A 19,192-nucleotide genomic window follows, 5' to 3' on the forward strand; every position below is an offset into this window, starting at 1 on the left:
ACTGAACCACACCGTTAGATTTCCGCTGCTGGCAGCGAAAGCAAGTAGTCAACCTATTTGTTTGCAGAAAGTAACGGTGTGGCTGGTAAGAAACCCCTACTTCTAAGCGAAGCGTAAGTAGGGGAGGCTCATGAGGAGGCGTAAGCGGATGGTTCTTATCAAAGTCGGGATCGTCGAAGACGACAAGGATTGGCTTCGCGGGCTGCGCGCCTATCTGGACGGGCAATCGGACATCGAAGTGGCGTTCGCGACGGACGATCCTCAAGCGCTGCGGGATGAGCTGGCTTCGGGCGGGCTTGCGGCGGACGTCGTTCTGATGGACATTATGCTGCACGGAGAGCCGGAGGGCATCCGATTGGCGGAAGAAGTCGCGGCGGCCACGGGAGCCCGGGTCGTCATGCTTACTTCCATGGAGGAGAAGGAGCTGATCTTCCGTTCCTTTCAGGCCGGGGCGATCGACTACCAGATCAAAGGCGATTTCGAATCGCTTCCGGATGCGGTCCGCGCCGCCGCGAGACGGGAATCTCCGATCAGTCCGGCGGCCGCCGAGCGGATGCGGGAGGAGTTCCGCAGGCTGAAGCAGCTGGAGCTCGAGTTCGAGAAGAAGAAGCTGCAGGATCTCATCACGCCCTCCGAGCTGGAGCTGCTGAAGCTGATCGACAAGGGCTATACCCAGACCGAGATCGCGGGGCGGCTCGTCCTGTCAATCCGCACGGTCAAAAACCATGTTAACCATATTTTGAAAAAGCTCGGCTCCAAAGGCTCCAAAGAGGCCGCGCGCGAGGCGAAGGACAAGGGTTTGTTTTGAGAGTACATCCGGTCTCATGGGTTCACGCACAATAGAGCCGCCGCACGTGCTTGAAGAACTCTGCATCTCCTCTAATCCCCACGTCCAGCTAACCTCAGAGAGTTTAAGACAAGGTACCAAGAAAAGTTGGTACTTTTTTTCGTGCGTCAATTTTCTAGAATGAAGTTGTAAAGAGTGACGCACAATTTCCAAATAAACCCTCAGAGACTGGGGAGGAGGATGGACATGGCTACGACGGATTTCGCGCCGTTCTCGGCGGCGCACGCGCTGGGAATGGCGCTGGCCGCGGCGATCGTTGTCGGCATCGTTCTGTTCCGGCGACGCTTTCGCACCCCGCGCGCGAACCGGGGCGCGAGGTATGCTCTTGTCGCGATATTGGTCGTCTGCGAGCTGTCGTTGCAAGCGTGGTACGGAATAACGGACAACTGGGGCTTGCATTCCTTGCCGTTTCAACTATGCAGCGTCATGATGTGGCTGTCGGCCATCGCGCTGCTCACGCGCAGCCGCAGGTTGTACGAGGTGACGTTCTTCCTCGGCATCATCGGCGCGATGCAGGCGCTGCTCACGCCTAATCTGGACGCGGGGTACCCGGAATTCCGCTACTTTCATTTCTTCATCGCGCACGGCGCCATTATCGGGGCAAGCCTATTCCTGACCGCGATCGAAGGCTACCGCCCCACGACGGCGTCGGTATTCCGGGCGCTCGGCTGGCTTCATGTCATCGCGGTTCCCGCCGCCGTCGCGAACGCGCTGACGGGCGCCAACTTCATGTTTCTCGCCCGCAAGCCGAGCACCGCATCGCTGCTGGATCTGCTGGCTCCGTGGCCGTGGTATCTGCTTCAACTCGAGCTGGTTGCCCTTGCGCTCTGTTTTCTTATGCTGGGCATCGTCAGACTTATCGATCGTCTGCTTCATATCCGCGCCGCCAAGGCGCGCCAATATTAGGAGGCTGATGCAAGATGGATACGCTTCTTCGCAAGCACTGGACTTCCCTGCTCGGCGTATTGTTTATTCTGGCCGCATTCATTACGCTCTTCAAATACTCGATCGAACAAGGATGGATAACCGACGGGATGAAGATCGCCGCAGGCCTGCTCAGCGGAGCCGGCTTGTGCATCGCAGGCCAGGCGCTGGCCGGTCGAGGTCCCAAGTGGGCCGCGGGCGTTCAGATCATGATCGGCCTGGGCGCCTGTCTGCTCTACGCGACGTTCTCGTTCGCCGGGGTCTACTATCGGTTGTGGAACCCGATGACCGTGCTTGTCGGGATGACCGCGGTAACTGCGGCAGCGTCGGCCTACGCCTACCGCTTCGACTCGCGGCTGTTGATGAACATCGCGTTGGCGGGCGGACTGGTGTCCCCGCTGCTGATGCAGCCGGAGACGGACCAGGTGTTTACCTTGTTTCTCTACTTGTTCGTCCTGAACTCGGCCTTCTTCTTCCTGAGCATCGCCAAAGGCTGGAGCGAGCTGCGAATCGGCGCGTTCATCGGCACATGGGTCATCTACGCGGCGTATTACGTGCACTTCGACCCGCCGACGGACGGGCTGTGGAGCATGCCTCTTCGCTATGCGACGGCGGCCTTCGTCTTCTACCTGGCCGGCTTCCTGATCGCGTCGTGGCGGAACAATCGCTGCTTCGACGGCTGGAACCTGTACCTGACTTTGGCCAACGGCGTGTTGTTCGGCACGTGGTCCATCTTCATCCTGCATGGGGAACTGCATTACGCCTACGTTCTGGCGCTGATCGGACTGAGCTACCTTGTCTCGGGGACGGTCGTCCTCCGGCTCGCCAAGCGTCTGCAGACCGCATCCGCCAGCCAATTGGCCGGGGGAGGGGCTTTGCTGCTGCTCGCTTTCTCCCATATCGGAAGCGGCATGGACGCCAAGCCGCTCGTCAACGTGTTTTTCTGGGGCGGAATCGCCGCGGCGCTGACCGTGCTGGGACATCGCAAAAAATACGGATGGGCAAGTCTGGTCGCAATCGCCGTCTGGATCGTTGTCGGGGTCTACTGGTTTCTCGTTACTTGGGATACGCCGAGAGGGGATTGGTTCGGCACGTTCATTCCATTCCTGAACTGGGGCGCGCTGTCGTGGGCGCTGCTGGCCTTCGTCGGCTTCTACTTGTCCGTTACAGGAATATCTTTCAGATTGACAAAGGAAACCGCAGCGTTTCTGTCGAATTTATTCGCAGTATTCTCCCATCTCATCGTGGGCGGACTGCTGACCGTGCAGATCGAAACCGCGTTCCTCGTCTATGCCGAGGACGCTCCGGGCCGGCTCGTTCAGCTGTCGCTAAGCGTATCCTGGGGAGTTTACGCGTTGCTGCTTACTCTGTGGGGGACTGTCGCCCGCCAGCAACTGTTTCGCATTTTCGGAGCGGCAGTGCTGCTGCTCGTCGCCGGCAAGGCGTTTTTCCTGGACCTGGAGGGCGAGGAGATGCTGTACAAGTGCGGCGTGCTGCTGGCGCTGGGCGGGATATCCTTCTTGATTACCTGGATTAACGGCAAGCAGCGCGAGAGCGCCGGAGAGTCCGAATCCGCGCCCGCCGAACCGGAAATGTGAATGCTTTTACATTCGAACGGAAAGGAATGTGGTACATTTTCAACAACGGCAAGGCGATAGGAGGGGATGTCCGTGGAGACGGAAGCGCTGCAGAAGGTTGAACAATTAGCTTTGAAAAAATCCCGAATCTACGAACAGAGCTTGCTTCGCTACATGGCCAGGTCCATGCTCGCCAGCATGTTCATCGGCTTCGGCGTCATCGTCGCGTTCAAGACGGGAAGTTATTTTTACAACGTGCAATCCCCGATGACTTACCCGATGGCGGCCATCACGTTCGGCTGCGCGATCATTCTGATTGCCTACGGCGGAGGCGACCTGTTTACCGGCAACACGTTCTACTACAGCTACGCGGCGCTGCGCCGCAAAATGAGCTGGCTGAGGACGGTGAAGCTATGGATTATCAGCTACGCGGGCAACATACTGGGAGCCGCCGCGTTCGCGCTGCTTATCTATACGACCGGTCTGTTCGAGGAATCGTCCGTTAACGGATTTCTGCTGAGCGTCGTCGAGAAGAAGATGCATGCGCCGGCGATGGAGCTCTTTTTCCGGGGGATTCTCTGTAACTGGCTCGTCTGTCTCGCGTTCTTCGTGCCGATGTTCATGAAGTCCGACGGGGCGAAAATGTTCGCGATGATGCTGTTCGTCTTCTGCTTCTTCATCTCGGGCTACGAGCACAGCGTCGCCAACATGTGCACGTTCGCGATCGCGCTCGTCTTGAACCACCCGGGCACGATTACGTGGGCCGGCGTCGCGCACAACCTGATCCCGGTTACGCTGGGCAACCTCATCGGAGGCGGATTGCTGCTCGGCTACATGTACTACTACGTTAACAAACCTTTTATGGAAGATTAGAATAGCGGAGGTTGGTCCCCATATGGCGAAAATCGCGAAAAAAACAAGGGTGGTCATTATCGGAGCGGGAGCGGTCGGATCGACGACGGCGTACACGCTGCTGTTGAGAAATCGGATGGACGAGCTCGTGCTGATCGACGCAAACCACAAGAAGGCCGTAGGGGACGCGCTGGACATGAACCACGGCATGCCGTTCCTGGGCGGCGCCAAAGTGTGGGCGGGTACATACGAAGACTGCCGCGAGGCGGACATCATCATCATTACGGCCGGAGCGGCGCAGCGCGACGGAGAGACGCGCGTCGATCTGCTTAAGCGCAACGTCGCCATCTTCGAGAGCATCATTTCGGAAGTGCTGAAGGTCAACTCCCACGGCATTCTGCTGATCGCATCGAATCCGGTCGACATTATGAGCTATTTTTCCTGGAAGAAGTCCGAATGGCCGGTCCACAGAGTCATCGGCTCGGGAACGCTGCTCGACAGCGCCCGGTTCCGCTACCTGATCGGCGACAAGCTGAACATCGATCCGCGCAGCGTCCATGCGCACATCGTCGGCGAGCACGGCGATTCCGAGCTTCCGCTCTGGAGCCTCGCGAACGTGGCCGGAGCCGAAGTGAAGCTGAGCGACGCCGAACGGGACGAAGTATTCGTCAATACGCGCGACGCGGCTTACCAAATCATTAGCGCCAAGGGAGCGACCTATTACGCGATCGCCCTCGCGCTCGACCGGATCTGCACGGCCATTCTGGACGACGAAGGCGCGGTGCTGAACGTATCGACGCTGCTGCAGGATTACCACGGCGTATCCGACGTCTATCTCGGCGTTCCTTGCGTCGTGGACCGTACCGGCATTCGCGAAGTGATGGACATTCCGATCACCGACGAGGAGAAGGCGCTGCTTCACCGTTCGGCCGACAAGCTGAAAGGGCTCATCGAGTCGATCGCTTCGATCTAAGGGGGGGGACTGAGACGATGCAACTGAAAAAAGGTCAGAAGCTGTTGTTCATCGGGGATTCGATTACGGATTGCGAACGGGCCAGACCGGTGGGGGAAGGGTTGTTCGGAGCGCTGGGCAAAGGTTACGTATCCCTGGTAGACGCATTCCTGCAGGCGGTCTATCCGGAGCTCGGCATTCGCGTCGTCAATATGGGCGTCAGCGGGAACAACGTCGTCGATCTGGAGAAAAGATGGCAGGAGGACGTGCTCGACCAGAAGCCGGACTGGCTGTCGATCATGATCGGGACTAACGACGTCTGGCGGCAGTACGACACGCCGTTCATCCAGGATTGGCACGTCTATCCGGACCGTTACGAAGCCGGGCTTCGCGCTCTGGTCGAGAGAACGAAGCCGCTCGCGGGCGGGCTCGTGCTGATGACGCCGTTTTATCTGGAGAGCAACAAGCAGGATGCGATGCGCCGGACGATGGACGAATACGGGGCGATCGTGAAGCGGGTGGCGGAAGAGGCCGGAGCGTTGTTCGTGGACACGCAGGCCGCATTCGACGCCCTGCTGAAGGAGCTGTATTCGGCGACGTTGGCCTGGGATCGCGTGCATCCGACGCAGGCGGGGCATGCCGTGCTGGCCAGAGCGTTCCTGAAGGCCGTTGGCTTCGATTGGAATAAGGATTAGTCCGCACACGGACAAGGAGGCGCTCCCTAATTCGGTTATGCCGGGTTGGGGATACGCCTCCTTGTTTGTGTTGAGCGGCTCCTCCGGCAATTCGCTCGAATTCTCCCAAAGCGGGACCTTCCTAGGGCAGATTCAGTTTAAACCGAGCCAGGTGATGATGAAGGTTTTCCTTGAGCAAAATTTCCTTCTGCTTCTCTCCCAGCAAGTCGAAGTGAGGGAAGGGAGAGCGGGCGTGGATGTATGTCGGATTCAGGCCGTTGGCTCTGCACCAGGCGGCGAGCTTATCGAAATCGGCGTTGCCGACCTTCGTCACCGTACGAAATTGCGGAAACCTCGGATCGTACCAAAAATGGGTCAAGAACGCAGTTTCTCCGCGAGAGACGGCGGCCTTCCACGCGTTCAGTTCCGCCCTGTCGATGCCGAAAGCCACTTCACTTCATCTCCAGTCCGTGTTAGTCTTGTCTAATCATACTAGTATAACATGCCGAAGAGGATTTGGCGGTTAGCGAGACGGAGAGGCTGATCGGCAGCATGGACATTTTTCTGCACATTTTATGGAACAACGTACTTCCTTTGTCGCTCGTCATCGGTTTGGGAATCCTGCTGCACCGCATTTTTTCGCTCGATATCAAGACGCTGTCCAAATTGAATTTTTACTTGTTCTCCCCCGCGATCATGTTCGAACTGCTGTACGGAACGGCCATCTCGATGCAGATGTTCGGGCAGGTGCTGCTCTTCTTCGTTCTGTTCATGCTGCTGCAGTACGCGGTGCTGGAGGTTGTCGTCCGGCTGCGCGGCTACAAGGGCGGCATGCGCGCGGCGATGAGAAACAGCGTGCTGTTCTACAACAGCGCCAACTACGGCATCCCGATCAATCAGCTTGCGTTCGCGGGCAATACGTACACGCTCTCGGTGCAGATCATTATCATGATGATGCAGTCGCTGATTCCGAATACGTACGGCATATACAGCGTGAACGCCCACAAGGCGGATTGGCGCGCCATCCGCAAAGTGATTCTGTCGATGCCGGTCATCTATGTCATTCCGGTCGCGCTGCTGATGCGCAGCTTTCAGGTGCCGCTTCCCGGCTTCGTGGACATCTCGGTCGGCTACTTGTCCGACGCGTTTATCGGGATGGCGCTGTTCACCTTGGGCGTGCAGCTCGGCGACATGAAGGTGTTCCTGACGCGCAAGCTGGCCGCGGACGTCGGCATCGCCACCGGGCTTCGCCTGATCGCAGGCCCATTGCTCGCTTGGGGAGTCGTGCTGTTGCTCGGCGTCGACGACATGATGGGCGCCGCGCTGATCGTCTCGTCCGCCGTTCCGACCTCGCTATCGAGCGTGCTGCTCGCCGTCGAGTTCGACAACGAGAAGGACTTCGCCTCGCAGAGCGTGCTCGTATCCACGGCGCTTAGCATCGCCACTGTTACGGCCGTTATTTATTTGCTCGGGGTTTAAGGTGAGGTTGCGCGACGGCATGCGGGAGAAGAGAAGTTCCCGCAAAATATAAATCGCGAACAGAAGATCAGGGGGTCCATAGTCATCTTTTATGACTTATGAGACTCTCTTTTTTTCTTGCCGGCAATCTCCGCCGCTCGACTGCAGAGTAGACTCACAGTTAAATGACTCGCGATTTTCAGGCTTAGGAGTGAAGTTCATCCACAGTCAACATGTTACAATGACCAAGAAAGCGATTATAATCGAAAAGGGGCGACTTCCTCTTGAGTACAGTAAGGATCGGGATTGTCGGATTGGGAAACATGGGCAAGGGCCATGCGCAATATTTGATTGAAGGTCAAGTAAAAGGCGCGGTTCTGACGGCGGTCAGCGACGTGCGTCCGGAAAGTCTGGCTCAGGCCAAGGAAAATGGGGGAGACCATCTTCTCACGTATGCAAGCGCTTCAGACATGTTCCGCTCGGGCGAGATCGACGGCGTGCTGCTGTGCACCCCGCACTACGATCATCCCCAGCAGGCGATCGAGGCGCTTCAAGCGGGCTTGCACGTGCTCGTCGAGAAGCCGGCCGGCGTCTACACGAAGCAGGTGCGGGAGATGAACGAGGTCGCGGCGAAGAGCGATCGGGTGTTCGGCATCATGTACAATCAACGCACGAATCCGCTGTACGCCAAGCTGAAGGATTTGATCGCGTCGGGCGAGCTGGGCGAGGTTCGGCGCACGAACTGGATCATTACGAACTGGTACCGTCCGCAAGCGTACTACAACTCCGGCGGATGGAGAGCGACCTGGGCCGGCGAAGGCGGCGGCGTGCTGATCAACCAGGACCCGCACCAGCTCGACCTGTGGCAGTGGACGACCGGTCTGATGCCGAAGCGGGTGCGCGCGTTCTGCGGCTTCGGCAAGCATCGGGACATCGAGGTCGAGAACGACGTAACGGCTTATGTCGAATACGAGAACGGCGCGACGGGAGTATTCGTCACTTCCACGTATGAATGTCCGGGCACGAACCGTTTCGAGATTTCCGGAGACCGCGGCAAAATCGTCATCGAGAACGACCGCATAACGTTCTGGCGGCTCAGACAGCTGGAATCCGAGTTCAACCGCGTTAACACGGAATCGTTCGCCCAGCCGGAATGCTGGCAGTTCGACATTCCGGTTCACCCGGGAGGGGCGCAGCACAAGGAGATTACGCAGGACTGGACGAACGCCATTTTGCACGGCACGCCGCTGCTCGCGCCGGGTGAAGAAGGCATTAAAGGGCTGACGATCTCGAATGCGATGCAGTTGTCGACATGGATCGATGACTGGGTGGATCTGCCGATCAACGAGGATCTTTACTACGAGAAGCTGCAGGAACAAATCTCGCGTTCGGCGATTGCCGCCCGCTAAGGAGGAAAACATCGTGGCTAATTCGAATGGAATGAACTACGCGCCTCAAGGCAAGCCTCGCCCGGTCGTGGAGAAGGGCGACTTCGTCTTCGCGGCCATGGCGCTGGACCACGGCCATATTTACGGCATGTGCAACGGCCTGATCGAGGCGGGAGCGACGCTCAAGTGGGTGTACGATCCCGATCCGGACAAAGTCCGCCAATTCGCGAAGACATACCCGCAAGTCAAGGTTGCCGCTTCCGAGCAGCAGATTTTGCAGGACTCTGAGGTGGCGCTCGTCGCGGCTGCGGCCGTTCCCAGCGACAGGGGACCTCTGGGCGTGAAGGTGATGGAGCACGGCAAAGATTATTTTACCGACAAGACGCCGTTCACGGCGCTGGACCAACTGGAGCGCGCCAGACGGACGGCCGCGGAGACGGGGCGCAAATACGCGGTGTACTACAGCGAGCGGCTGCACGTGGAGAGCGCGGTGTTCGCGGGGCAGCTGGTGCAGGACGGGGCGATCGGACGCGTCGTTCAGGTGCTCGGGCTCGGACCGCATCGGTTGAACGCGGCGCAGCGGCCTGCGTGGTTTTTCGAGAAAGCGAAGTACGGCGGCATTCTGTGCGATATCGGGAGCCATCAGATCGAACAGTTTCTCCACTACGCCGGATGCGCGAACGCCGAGGTGCTGCACAGCAAGGTGGCGAACTATAACTGCAAGGCGTACCCCGAGCTGGAGGATTACGGCGACGCGACGCTGGTCGGGGACAACGGGGCGACGAACTATTTTCGCGTGGATTGGCTGACGCCTGACGGCTTGTCGACCTGGGGAGACGGCCGCACGGTCATTCTCGGCACCAGCGGCTACATCGAGCTGCGCAAATACGTCGACATCGCCCGGAACGGCCAAGGCGACCATCTGTATCTGGTTAACGGGCAAGGCGAGAAACATCTGGAGCTGGCCGGCAAGGTCGGGTATCCGTTCTTCGGAGAGCTGATCCTGGACTGCCTGCACCGGACGGAAAAGGCGATGAAGCAGGCTCACGCCTTCAAAGCGGCGGAGCTGTGCCTGCAAGCCCAGGCGAAAGCCGTTAAAGTCGAATAATCGGGACCTCGCGCTCAACTTTAAGGAGGACGTACGAATGATGAAGCTGTCTGTGTTTACGGTTGCGACGCCGGAGCTCGAGCCGGCAGAGCTGGCCGCGGCCGCCAAGGAAGCGGGACTGTACGGCGTGGAATGGCGGTACACGGAAGTGCCGGAGGAAGTCCGGGGGCAGGCGCCGTCCTACTGGGGCAACAACCGCTGCACGATCGCGCCTTCCAAAGGCTTGGAGGAGGTCGAGCGCTTTAAGCAGGCGGCGCTGTCGAACGGATTGGAAGTCGTGAGTCTTACGCCTTACTTGCGCGCGGGGGATTTGGCGGCGACCGAGAAGGTGCTGGAAGCGGCCCGGCACGCCGGCGCGTCGATGATCCGGCTTGGCGTCCCCGGCTACGACCGGAGCCGGCCGCTCGGAGAATTGCTGGAGGAAGGGCGCGCCTACTTGCAGGAGGCGCAGCATCTGTGCCGGAAGTACGGCGTGAAGGGAGTCGCGGAAATTCATCACGGCACGATTGCGGCTTCGGCTTCCGGCGCGAGACGGCTCGTCGATGGGCTGGACCCGCAATGGGTCGGCGTGCTGTTCGATCCGGGCAACATGATCCACGAAGGCGTCGAGAATTACCGGATGGCGCTGGAAGCGCTCGGCCCGTATCTGGCGCACGTTCACGTCAAAAACGCGGGCTGGCGCGCCGGCGAGACGAACGAGGCGGGAGAGACGGTCTGGAAATGCGAGTGGGTCGGCCTGAAGGAAGGGGCCGTGCCGTGGCGCCAAGTGCTGACCGACCTGCTGGCGGTCGGGTACGACGGCTACCTGGGCGTCGAAGACTTCAGCGGGCAGTTCTCCGAATCGCCCGCGATGCTCCGCCATTTCTCCGAATACATCGGGGGATTGCTGCGGGAACTGAGCCAGAATGCTTGAGTTCAATTACCGCTCGACGGGGGCGTTCGAACCGGTGTTCCACTCGCACCCTTTTTACGAGGTTTATTATTTTCACGAAGGCAAATGCAATTATTTGATCGGGGACCAGATCTACAATCTGGCCCCCGGCGACCTGATTCTGATGTACGGAATGACGCTGCACTGTCCGAAGATCGATCCGTCCGTTCCGTACATCCGCTCGATCGTTCATTTCGAACCCGCCATTCTCCGCTTCTATACGGATCTGCCTCAAGCGGCCCCGATCCTGCAGCCGTTCGAGCAGTTCAAGAACTATCGGCTCTGCTTGCGGGGAGAGGACAAGGAGGAGGTCGAGCGGATTTTGCTGCGGATGCACGGGCATCAAGCTCGGGGAGATCAGGTCGGAGCCGGCCGCTTGCTGCTGGCGTTCGCCGATCTGCTTCATTTCGTCTACGACCGCTGCCTGTCGTCGCTGAGCGAGAAGCGGGAGTTTCCTTCGGACAAGGAGAAGACGGTTCAGGACATTATCGCGCTGCTCGAGCGCAAGTACACGGACGACGAGCTGGACATGGAGAGCCTGCAGCGGGAGCTTCATCTCAGCAAATCCTATTTGGCGAAAATATTCAAGGAAGTGACCGGAGCGACGATCTTCGAGTACGTGTACCGCAAAAGGATCAACGAGGCGAAAATTTTGTTCCTGCTGCAGCCTGACTTGGCCGTGACGGAGGTAGGCTTCCGTCTCGGCTTTAAGCATCTCGCGCACTTCAGCCGGCTGTTCAAGCAGCAGGTCGGGGTGACGCCGGAGCGGTACAAGAGACAGCTCAAGCTCGATCGTTCCGGTTTTCCGGATACGGGGGTGCGGCATGAATTTGTTTGATCTGCGCGGCAAAACGGCGGTCGTCATCGGCGGTTCGTCGACGCTCGGAGGCATCATGGCCGAGGCGTTGGCGGCGTACGGGGCGAAGGTCGCGTTAACGGGGCGCAAGGCGGACAACGCCGAGCCGATTCGCGCTCGCATCGCGGAAGCCGGCGGCGAAGCGCGCTGCTATGGGGTGGAAGCGACTTCCCGCGGCGATCTGGAGAGGCTGCTCGCGGAAGTGGAGGCGTGGACCGGAGGGGCGGACATTCTGCTCAACTGTCCCGGTGTGAACAGCGCGACGCCGTTCTTCGACATTACGGAAGAGGAATGGGATCGAATCATCGACGTCAACGCGAAAAGCGTGCTGCTCGCCTGCCAAGTGTTCGGCAAGTCTATGATCGGCCGGGGGCAGGGCGGCAGTATCATCAATTTGTCCTCGGCTTCCGCAGCCACGCCGCTGTCGCGGGTGTTCACGTATTCGGCCTCCAAGGCGGCCGTCAACAATATGACGCAGTTTCTCGCGCGCGAATTCGCGCCTGCCCGCGTGCGGGTGAACGCGATCGTGCCGGGGTTCTTCCCCGCGGTGCAGAACCGGGCGATTCTGTCGGAGGAGCGGGTCGCTTCGATCATGGCGCATACGCCGATGAAGCGGTTCGGCGAGCCGGCGGAGCTGCAGGGAGCGGTCGTCTATTTGGCGTCGGAACGGGCTTCCGGCTTCGTGACCGGATCGCTGTTGCGCGTCGACGGCGGCTTCGGGGCAATGACGATCTAGGAGAGGGGAAGTCAAACGATGCAAATGACGTTTCGCTGGTACGGCGACGACGATCCGGTGAAGCTGTGGCAGATCCGGCAAATTCCGGGGGTAACCGGAATCGTAAGCGCTGTCTACGACGTTCCGGTAGGCGAAGAATGGCCGCTGGAGCGTATTATGGAGTTGAAAAGGAAGGTCGAAGCGGCGGGGCTGCAGCTTAGCCTCATCGAAAGCGTGCCCGTGCACGAGCATATCAAGCTCGGATTGCCCGATCGCGACCGGCTGATCGACAACTACGGGCGCACGCTGCGCAATCTGGGGAAGGCCGGCGTGCCGGTCGTCTGCTATAATTTCATGCCGGTATTCGACTGGACGCGTTCGCAGCTCGATTACGAGCTGGAGGACGGGTCGACCGCGCTCATCTACGAGGAGGAAGTCGTGCAGCGGATGAACCCGCTGACCGGCGAGCTTCAGCTCCCCGGCTGGGACAGCAGCTACCGCAAGGAGGATTTGCAGCGGTTGTTCGAACAATACGCTTCGGTGGACGAGGAGAAGCTGTGGGACAACCTGTCTTACTTCGTCAAGGCGATCATGCCCATCGCGGAGGAAGCGGGCGTCCGCATGGCGATTCATCCGGACGATCCGCCGTGGCCGATCTTCGGCCTGCCGCGGATTATTACGGACGAGGCGGCTTTGGACAGGTTTCTGCGGCTGTACGACAGTCCCGTCAACGGGCTGTGCCTGTGCAGCGGTTCGCTCGGGGCGAATCCGGCCAACGATTTCCCCGCGATGGTGCGGCGGTTCGGCAAGGAAAATCGGGTTAATTTCATGCACGCGCGCAACGTCAAAGTTACGGGAGAGCGATCCTTCCAGGAGTCGGCGCATCTGTCATCGGCGGGATCGCTGGACATGGCGGAGATTATCCGCGCCCTGCGGGATATCGATTACGCGGGACCGATCCGCCCGGATCACGGCCGGATGATCTGGGGCGAGACGGGCAAGCCGGGCTACGGCTTGTACGACCGGGCGCTCGGCGCGGTGTACCTGAACGGCATGTGGGAAGCGATCGGCAAGGAGCGGTCGGCGGTCGGACGGTAAGAGAGGCGGTTTCTTCGCGGCGGCGACGGTGGTACAATGGGAGACGACTGCTTGACCACAACGACCGACAAAGGGGTTATCCGAATGCCTTCCGAACTGTTAGGACAATTGTCCAGAGAGAAAATCGTCGCGATCGCTCGCGGCTTTACGCTAGAGGAGACGTTATCGGCGGCGAAGGCGCTTGCCGACGGGGGAGTCGTGTTCCTGGAGGCGACGCTGAATACCGACGGCGCGCTGAACATCATCTCCAAGCTTCGCGAGCAATTCGGGGACCGGATGCGCATCGGCGCGGGAACGGTGCTCGATATCGGCCAGGCGAAGGAAGCGATCGCCGCCGGAGCCCAGTATTTGATCTCGCCCAATGTGGACGAGGAAGTGATCTACCACGCCGTCGAGCAAGGGCTGGACGTCTGGCCCGGCGCGATGACGCCGACCGAAATCGTGAACGCGTACAAGGCAGGCGCTTCCGCGATCAAGCTGTTCCCGATGGGCACGCTCGGCATCGGCTACTTGAAGGAGGTTCGCGCCCCGCTGAACCACATTCCGTTCATCGCGACGGGCGGCGTCAACCTGCAGAACATCGCCGACGTGCTGGACGCGGGAGCGATCGCCGTCGGCATGGGCGGCAAGCTGCTCGACCCGGCTCTCGTCAAGGCCGGCAAGTTCGACGAGCTGCGGGATTTGGCCCGCTCTTACGTCGATCGGGCTCACGGAGCCAGCTTGGCCTAATCAAAGAGGCCGTCCGATAAGCGCTTTAAGTTGCTCTAAAAGATGATCGACGATAAAGGTGCAAGGGGTATGTACCTCCTTCCGATGCTATACACTCCTGAAACCTGAATGGGTAAACCCGTGATAAGGTGGTTTCAGGAGCGTATGAGGCATTCTCCAGGAGGTACATACCCCTACTTTGTGTATCGATCATTTCAAGCAACTCTGCATATGGGACAGCCTGTCTTTAATGAGGCGTGTCAGGAGCCGCCGCTTCAGAACGCCCAGTTGCCGTCGCGGAAGATTGGCTCGGCGCTTCCATCCTCGGCGATGCCGTCGATCTGCAAGTCGGCCCGCCCGATCATGAAGTCGACGTGCGTCAAGCTGTGGTTGATGCCTTTCTCCGCCAACTGCTCCTTGGTCATCGCCGAACCGCCTTCAACGGCGAACGGGAATCCGAAGCCGATCGCCAGATGGCAGGCGGCGTTCTCGTCGAACAACGTGTTGTAGAAGATAAGATTCGTATCCGAGATCGGCGAACGATGCGGCACGAGGGCGAGCTCGCCCAGATAATGAGAGCCTTCGTCCGTCTCGACCAGCTGCTTCAGCGTTTCGTACTCTTTTTCGGCCGTAAAATCGACGATTCGTCCGTCCTTGAGGGTGAACGAGAAGTTGTCGATCAGCTTGCCTCCGTAGCTAAGCGGCTTGCTGCTGGACACGGTTCCGTTGACGCGGTTGCGATGCGGCGATCCGAACACTTCCTCGGTCGGCATGTTGGGGATGAACTCGGCCCCTCGGGCGTTCGTCTTGCCCGCGAACGACCAGATGTGCCCTTCGGGCAGCCCGACGGTCAAATCCGTGCCCGGCGCGCGGTAGCGCAGCTCCTTGTATTTCCTTTCGTTTAAATGCTTGGCTTTCGTTCCGAGCGTCTCCGCATGGGCTTTCCACAGCCCGACCGGGTCGCTCTCTTTCGCGCGCGTCGCCGAGAAGATCGCGTCCCATAACGCCGCCACGCGCTCCCCCTCCTGAAGATCGGGGAACACTTTGTCCGCCCACGCTTGCGTCGGGTAAGCGACGATCGACCAGGCGCACACATTGTTCAGCGTGTAGGGCCGGAACGGCTGCACGGCTTGCTGCTGCGCTTTGGTCGCCAGCGCGATCCTGGCCGGATCGATGCCCCGGAGCGCGCCCGGATTTTCCGACACGATCGTCAGGAACGCAGCGCCTTCTTCGGCCAGCTCGATCCGTCCGGCGACGTTCCAGGCAGGAGCGAAGCTCAGCGATTCCTCCGCGGCGTGCTCTAGGCGGGCGCGCGTGACGAGATCGTCGTTCCATTCGACGTGAACGTATTTGGCGCCGATCTTGTACGCGTGCTTGGCGATCTCGCGCACGAATTCCGCCGCCGCGACAGGCGCGGCGATCCACAGCGGCTGTCCCGGCTGTATGTTGACGCCCACTTCTACCGCCAATGCGGCATATTGCTCCAAATGCTTATGGAAGTTGTCCATCGTGTTCTCTCCTTGGTCAGGTGTAGCGCGCCGTTTCGATCCTCGCGGAAATCGGACCGCTCGCTTTCGGTTTCAATGAATAACATACCGGATCGTTTCCCCGGTCGTCAAATCGCTTTCCGGTTGACTCCCGCGGCAAGATCTCCGATAGTTAAGTTATTCGCAAGAAGAACAGACGAACGGACGGGAGGACGCCATGGACATCGGGAGCCTTTTCGACTCGGCCTTGCTGGACGGGCATTATTCGCCAAGAATATTCGCTTATTATTTCAAGCATTGGAACGGTTATGACATGGCCTTCCATCGGCATGACTCGACGGAGATCATGTACGTCATTCACGGAAGCTGCGCCGTCGAATGGCAGGAGGAACGGAAAGCGGTGGCATCGGCCCGGCTGGGCAAAGGGGAATTCATTCTGCTTGACGCCGGGGTGCTTCATCGGCTCGTCGTGGAAGGCAGCTGCCGCATGCTGAACGTGGAATTCGGATTCGCTCCTCATAAGGGAGAGCTTCCTTCCGTCAAGACGTTCGCCGAGGAGGACGCCTCCTTGCGCGAACTGCTGGCCGTTCGGAGAGCGTCGATGACGCTTCAAGATCCGGACGAAGTCTATCACGCGCTCAAGAGCCTCGTCCTGGAACTGGACTACCAGGGCGGAGAAGGCAAAATGCTCGACCGGATGCTGCTGATGCAGCTGCTGATCCGGATCGGCAGACTGCGAACCGAGACGGAGCGCAGCTTTGCGCCGCAAGCGGGACAGTACGTGAAGGCGAGCATTGCGTATCTCGTCCAGAACTACGACCGTCCGCTGACGGTCAAGGACGTCGCCGCTTCCGTCAATCTGCATCCCGGATATCTTCAGCGCATTTTCAAGGCGCAGACGAACCGCACGATGATCGAATATTTGACGGATATCCGGATCGAGAAGGCGAAGATGCTGCTGGAGCGGACGGACGTCCCGGTGGCGGACATTTCCGATTACGTGGGCGCGGGCAGCAGGCCGTATTTTCACGCGTTGTTTAAGAAGCATACTTCGATGACCCCGGTGGAATATCGCATGGCCATGGGTAAACAACGGTTTGCAGGAAACGATTTTTCGGAGGAGAAAAGTGAGGATTTCTGACAGAGTCGGCGCGCAGAAGTGACGATCTTGATAACGCTTCCTTAAGGAAGGCTGTTACGATGGGAGAGAACGTGAATATTCCAATTTAACAGTTATGGAGGCGTGAATGATGGCTTTCAAAATTGCCTTTGTCGGAGCGGGAAGCATCGGATTTACGAGAGGTTTGCTGCGGGATTTGCTCAGCATACCGGAATTCAAGGATATTGAGGTTGCTTTTACGGACATCAGTCCGGACAACTTGGACCGAGTCGCGCGGCTGTGTCAGAGAGACATCGAGGAGAACGGCTTGTCCATTCGAATTCAATCGACGACCGATCGACGGGAGGCCTTGGCCGGGGCGAAATACGTCATCTGCACGATTCGCGTAGGCGGATTGGAGGCGTTCGCCACCGACGTGGAAATTCCGCTGACGTACGGGGTCGATCAATGCGTCGGGGATACGCTGTCGGCGGGCGGCATCATGTACGGGCAGCGCGGCATCGCCGAGATGCTGAACATCTGCCGGGACATTCGGGAAGTTGCGGCGCAAGACGCGCTGCTGCTCAACTACGCGAATCCGATGGCGATGCTGACCTGGGCATGCAATCAATATGGCGGCGTCCGCACGATCGGGCTGTGCCACGGCGTTCAGGGCGGACATCGGCAGATTGCCGAGGCGTTCGGGTTGAAGAAGGAAGAGGTCGACATCATCTGTGCGGGCATCAACCACCAGACATGGTATGTGCAGATTCGCCATAACGGCGAGGATCTGACCGGCAAGCTGCTGGAAGCGTTCGAACAGCATCCGGATTTCAGCCGCACGGAGAAGGTGCGCATCGACATGCTCCGCCGCTTCGGCTACTACAGCACGGAATCGAACGGGCATCTGAGCGAATACGTGCCGTGGTACCGGAAGCGCCCGGAAGAGATCGGGCAGTGGATCGATCTCGGAAGCTGGATCAACGGGGAGACGGGCGGATACTTGCGGGTGTGCACGGAAGGGCGCAACTGGTTCGAGACCGAATTCCCGAACTGGATGAAGGAGCCGGCAATGAAGTACGCCGCCGAAGAGCGCGGCGAGGAGCACGGTTCCTACATTATCGAGAGTTTGGAGACCGGACGGATCTATCGCGGGCACTTCAACGTTCGCAATAACGGCGTCATCGCAAACTTGCCGGACGACGCGATCATCGAAGCCCCCGGGTACGTAGACCGCAACGGCATTTCGATGCCGCTTGTCGGCAATCTGCCGCTCGGACCCGCCGCCGTGTGCAACGTCAGCATTTCCGTGCAGAGACTGGCCGTCGAGGCGGCGGTAAGCGGCGACGACAAACTGCTGCGCCAGGCGTTCATGATGGACCCGCTCGTCGGCGCGGTCTGCAATCCGAACGAGATCTGGCAGATGGTCGACGAGATGCTGGTAGCGCAGGAGAGATGGCTGCCGCAATACGCGGAGGCGATCTCGGCGGCGAAGGCGAGGCTCTCCGAAGGCAAGCGCATGCCGACGAAGGACGGCTATCAAGGCGCCGCTCGTCTGAGGGTGAAAAGCGTCGAAGAGATGATGCAGGACCGCGAAGCCGCGAACCGGAACGCAGGGGAATCGGACAAAGGGAAGGAGCGTGCGAAAGTTTCGGGATAGAGCGCTCCGGAAGGACGCCCGCAACCGCAGACACGGAATTTCTGCGGCTGCGGGCGTATTTGACGTATCAATGAACGAGTAGATAGGGGGATTATTAGGCGCGCTAAAACTAAATGTTGTGTCATAAATAGGTTTATGGTATACCATAAATAGCGAATCCATCGTGTCCCGCGTAGCGGCATGTTTCGCATTGGAGCAAGGGAGTGAGCCGATCATCGAACTTACGGTCAGGCAAATCGCGATTATCGATCTCGTGAAGAAACACGCGCCGATTACCGGAGAGCAGATCGCGGAAAGTCTCGGGGTCAGCCGCCCGACGATCCGGTCGGATTTGTCCGTGCTCGTCATGCTTGGCTACATCGACGCCAAGCCGAAAGTCGGCTACTTTCTGGGCAAGGTCATGACCACGGAAGGCCGGCAGAGCGAGAAGGTGTTGAATCTTAAAGTCAAGGACGTCATGAACCGTCCCGTCGTCATCGTGGAGACCGCGACGGTCAACGACGCCGTTATCGCGCTGTTCGTGGAGAACACGGGGTTTCTGACCGTGACCGACGATCAAGGGGCGCTTGTCGGCACCGTGTCCCTCAAGGACTTGCTCAAGGTCACCCTGGGCAATCCGAACGCGGCTTCGATTCCGATCAGCATGGTGATGACCCGCGTGACGCGGCTCGTGTACGTGACGCCGGAAGATTCGCTGCTGGATGCGGCCAGGAAGATGTTGGACCATCAGGTCGGAGGTTTGCCGGTCGTTAGCGCGACGGGCGAACGAGCCCGGCTGGAAGTTGTCGGAAGAATCACGAAAACCAACATGACGCTGGCCTTGGTGGACTTATCCTCCGGGTTTATCGCGGAGTAGGG

The 19,192-nt window shown here is 59.3% G+C and carries 19 protein-coding genes; 17 read left to right on the plus strand and 2 right to left on the minus strand.

The window, feature by feature from the left end; genetic code table 11:
- Positions 1-148 precede the first annotated feature (148 nt).
- The 6 genes from ACESLM_RS22955 (at position 149) to ACESLM_RS22980 (ending at position 5,847) form a co-directional block, all read left to right on the plus strand.
- Positions 149-808 carry a response regulator gene (locus ACESLM_RS22955; protein ID WP_372634785.1) on the plus strand — a complete coding sequence of 220 codons (660 nt, stop codon included), beginning with the start codon at positions 149-151 and terminating at the stop codon, positions 806-808.
- 225 nt (positions 809-1,033) lie between these two features.
- The gene (locus ACESLM_RS22960; protein WP_372634788.1) at positions 1,034-1,753 is read left to right on the plus strand and encodes a YwaF family protein; all 720 of its coding nucleotides are present in this window, start codon (positions 1,034-1,036) and stop codon (positions 1,751-1,753) included.
- A 14-nt stretch (positions 1,754-1,767) separates the two neighbouring features.
- Positions 1,768-3,369, plus strand: coding sequence for a DUF2339 domain-containing protein (locus ACESLM_RS22965; protein ID WP_372634791.1), 1,602 nt, complete (start codon positions 1,768-1,770; stop codon positions 3,367-3,369).
- Between the two features lie 72 nt (positions 3,370-3,441).
- Positions 3,442-4,221, plus strand: coding sequence for a formate/nitrite transporter family protein (locus ACESLM_RS22970; RefSeq protein ID WP_372634794.1), 780 nt, complete (start codon positions 3,442-3,444; stop codon positions 4,219-4,221).
- 22 nt (positions 4,222-4,243) lie between these two features.
- A complete protein-coding gene (locus tag ACESLM_RS22975; RefSeq protein ID WP_094050408.1) occupies positions 4,244-5,173 on the plus strand; it encodes an L-lactate dehydrogenase in 930 nt (309 codons plus the stop codon).
- Between the two features lie 17 nt (positions 5,174-5,190).
- Positions 5,191-5,847 carry an SGNH/GDSL hydrolase family protein gene (locus ACESLM_RS22980; protein WP_372634797.1) on the plus strand — a complete coding sequence of 219 codons (657 nt, stop codon included), beginning with the start codon at positions 5,191-5,193 and terminating at the stop codon, positions 5,845-5,847.
- 121 nt (positions 5,848-5,968) lie between these two features.
- Here the strand turns inward: ACESLM_RS22980 and ACESLM_RS22985 are convergent, their stop codons facing one another.
- Positions 5,969-6,277: a hypothetical protein gene (locus ACESLM_RS22985; RefSeq protein WP_372634799.1), complete on the minus strand. Its 309-nt coding sequence runs from the start codon at positions 6,275-6,277 to the stop codon at positions 5,969-5,971.
- Between the two features lie 101 nt (positions 6,278-6,378).
- Here ACESLM_RS22985 and ACESLM_RS22990 point away from each other — a divergent pair, with 101 nt between their 5' ends.
- From ACESLM_RS22990 to ACESLM_RS23025, 8 genes are all read left to right on the plus strand, one after another.
- Positions 6,379-7,305, plus strand: coding sequence for an AEC family transporter (locus ACESLM_RS22990; RefSeq protein ID WP_372634860.1), 927 nt, complete (start codon positions 6,379-6,381; stop codon positions 7,303-7,305).
- A gap of 263 nt (positions 7,306-7,568) precedes the next feature.
- Positions 7,569-8,693: a Gfo/Idh/MocA family protein gene (locus ACESLM_RS22995; protein WP_372634801.1), complete on the plus strand. Its 1,125-nt coding sequence runs from the start codon at positions 7,569-7,571 to the stop codon at positions 8,691-8,693.
- A gap of 13 nt (positions 8,694-8,706) precedes the next feature.
- Positions 8,707-9,780: a Gfo/Idh/MocA family protein gene (locus ACESLM_RS23000; RefSeq protein ID WP_372634803.1), complete on the plus strand. Its 1,074-nt coding sequence runs from the start codon at positions 8,707-8,709 to the stop codon at positions 9,778-9,780.
- Between the two features lie 40 nt (positions 9,781-9,820).
- Positions 9,821-10,693, plus strand: coding sequence for a sugar phosphate isomerase/epimerase family protein (locus ACESLM_RS23005; RefSeq protein ID WP_372634862.1), 873 nt, complete (start codon positions 9,821-9,823; stop codon positions 10,691-10,693).
- Positions 10,686-11,549, plus strand: a complete 864-nt coding sequence (locus tag ACESLM_RS23010; protein ID WP_372634805.1) for an AraC family transcriptional regulator — start codon at positions 10,686-10,688, stop codon at positions 11,547-11,549. Before ACESLM_RS23005 ends, ACESLM_RS23010 begins: the two co-directional genes overlap by 8 nt.
- A complete protein-coding gene (locus tag ACESLM_RS23015; protein WP_372634808.1) occupies positions 11,536-12,303 on the plus strand; it encodes an SDR family oxidoreductase in 768 nt (255 codons plus the stop codon). The genes ACESLM_RS23010 and ACESLM_RS23015 overlap by 14 nt, the downstream gene beginning before the upstream one ends.
- 18 nt (positions 12,304-12,321) lie before the next feature.
- Positions 12,322-13,380 carry a mannonate dehydratase gene (gene uxuA, locus ACESLM_RS23020; RefSeq protein WP_372634811.1) on the plus strand — a complete coding sequence of 353 codons (1,059 nt, stop codon included), beginning with the start codon at positions 12,322-12,324 and terminating at the stop codon, positions 13,378-13,380.
- 51 nt (positions 13,381-13,431) lie between these two features.
- Entirely contained in the window at positions 13,432-14,109 is a 678-nt protein-coding gene (locus tag ACESLM_RS23025; RefSeq protein ID WP_372634814.1) for a bifunctional 4-hydroxy-2-oxoglutarate aldolase/2-dehydro-3-deoxy-phosphogluconate aldolase, read from the plus strand.
- A gap of 254 nt (positions 14,110-14,363) precedes the next feature.
- On the opposite strand, the gene ACESLM_RS23030 is transcribed toward ACESLM_RS23025, so the two are convergent.
- Positions 14,364-15,596, minus strand: a complete 1,233-nt coding sequence (locus ACESLM_RS23030; protein WP_372634817.1) for an aminopeptidase — start codon at positions 15,594-15,596, stop codon at positions 14,364-14,366.
- A gap of 196 nt (positions 15,597-15,792) precedes the next feature.
- Here ACESLM_RS23030 and ACESLM_RS23035 point away from each other — a divergent pair, with 196 nt between their 5' ends.
- The 3 genes from ACESLM_RS23035 (at position 15,793) to ACESLM_RS23045 (ending at position 19,190) form a co-directional block, all read left to right on the plus strand.
- Positions 15,793-16,716: an AraC family transcriptional regulator gene (locus ACESLM_RS23035; protein ID WP_372634820.1), complete on the plus strand. Its 924-nt coding sequence runs from the start codon at positions 15,793-15,795 to the stop codon at positions 16,714-16,716.
- A 109-nt stretch (positions 16,717-16,825) separates the two neighbouring features.
- Complete coding sequence (melA, locus tag ACESLM_RS23040; protein ID WP_372634822.1) at positions 16,826-18,334, plus strand: alpha-glucosidase/alpha-galactosidase; 1,509 nt, start codon at positions 16,826-16,828, stop codon at positions 18,332-18,334.
- A gap of 190 nt (positions 18,335-18,524) precedes the next feature.
- The gene (locus ACESLM_RS23045; RefSeq protein ID WP_372634825.1) at positions 18,525-19,190 is read left to right on the plus strand and encodes a helix-turn-helix transcriptional regulator; all 666 of its coding nucleotides are present in this window, start codon (positions 18,525-18,527) and stop codon (positions 19,188-19,190) included.
- Positions 19,191-19,192 lie beyond the last annotated feature (2 nt).

The organism is Cohnella sp. (assembly GCF_041641335.1).
Taxonomy (GTDB): Bacteria; Bacillota; Bacilli; order Paenibacillales; family Paenibacillaceae; genus Cohnella.

Coding starts and splice junctions, on each gene's coding strand:
- ACESLM_RS22955 (WP_372634785.1), top strand. CDS start 149: ATGGTTCTTATCAAAGTCGGGATCGTCGAAGACGACAAGGATTGGCTT.
- ACESLM_RS22960 (WP_372634788.1), top strand. CDS start 1,034: ATGGCTACGACGGATTTCGCGCCGTTCTCGGCGGCGCACGCGCTGGGA.
- ACESLM_RS22965 (WP_372634791.1), top strand. CDS start 1,768: ATGGATACGCTTCTTCGCAAGCACTGGACTTCCCTGCTCGGCGTATTG.
- ACESLM_RS22975 (WP_094050408.1), top strand. CDS start 4,244: ATGGCGAAAATCGCGAAAAAAACAAGGGTGGTCATTATCGGAGCGGGA.
- ACESLM_RS22980 (WP_372634797.1), top strand. CDS start 5,191: ATGCAACTGAAAAAAGGTCAGAAGCTGTTGTTCATCGGGGATTCGATT.
- ACESLM_RS22990 (WP_372634860.1), top strand. CDS start 6,379: ATGGACATTTTTCTGCACATTTTATGGAACAACGTACTTCCTTTGTCG.
- ACESLM_RS23005 (WP_372634862.1), top strand. CDS start 9,821: ATGAAGCTGTCTGTGTTTACGGTTGCGACGCCGGAGCTCGAGCCGGCA.
- ACESLM_RS23010 (WP_372634805.1), top strand. CDS start 10,686: ATGCTTGAGTTCAATTACCGCTCGACGGGGGCGTTCGAACCGGTGTTC.
- ACESLM_RS23015 (WP_372634808.1), top strand. CDS start 11,536: ATGAATTTGTTTGATCTGCGCGGCAAAACGGCGGTCGTCATCGGCGGT.
- uxuA (WP_372634811.1), top strand. CDS start 12,322: ATGCAAATGACGTTTCGCTGGTACGGCGACGACGATCCGGTGAAGCTG.
- ACESLM_RS23030 (WP_372634817.1), bottom strand. CDS start 15,596: ATGGACAACTTCCATAAGCATTTGGAGCAATATGCCGCATTGGCGGTA.
- ACESLM_RS23035 (WP_372634820.1), top strand. CDS start 15,793: ATGGACATCGGGAGCCTTTTCGACTCGGCCTTGCTGGACGGGCATTAT.
- melA (WP_372634822.1), top strand. CDS start 16,826: ATGGCTTTCAAAATTGCCTTTGTCGGAGCGGGAAGCATCGGATTTACG.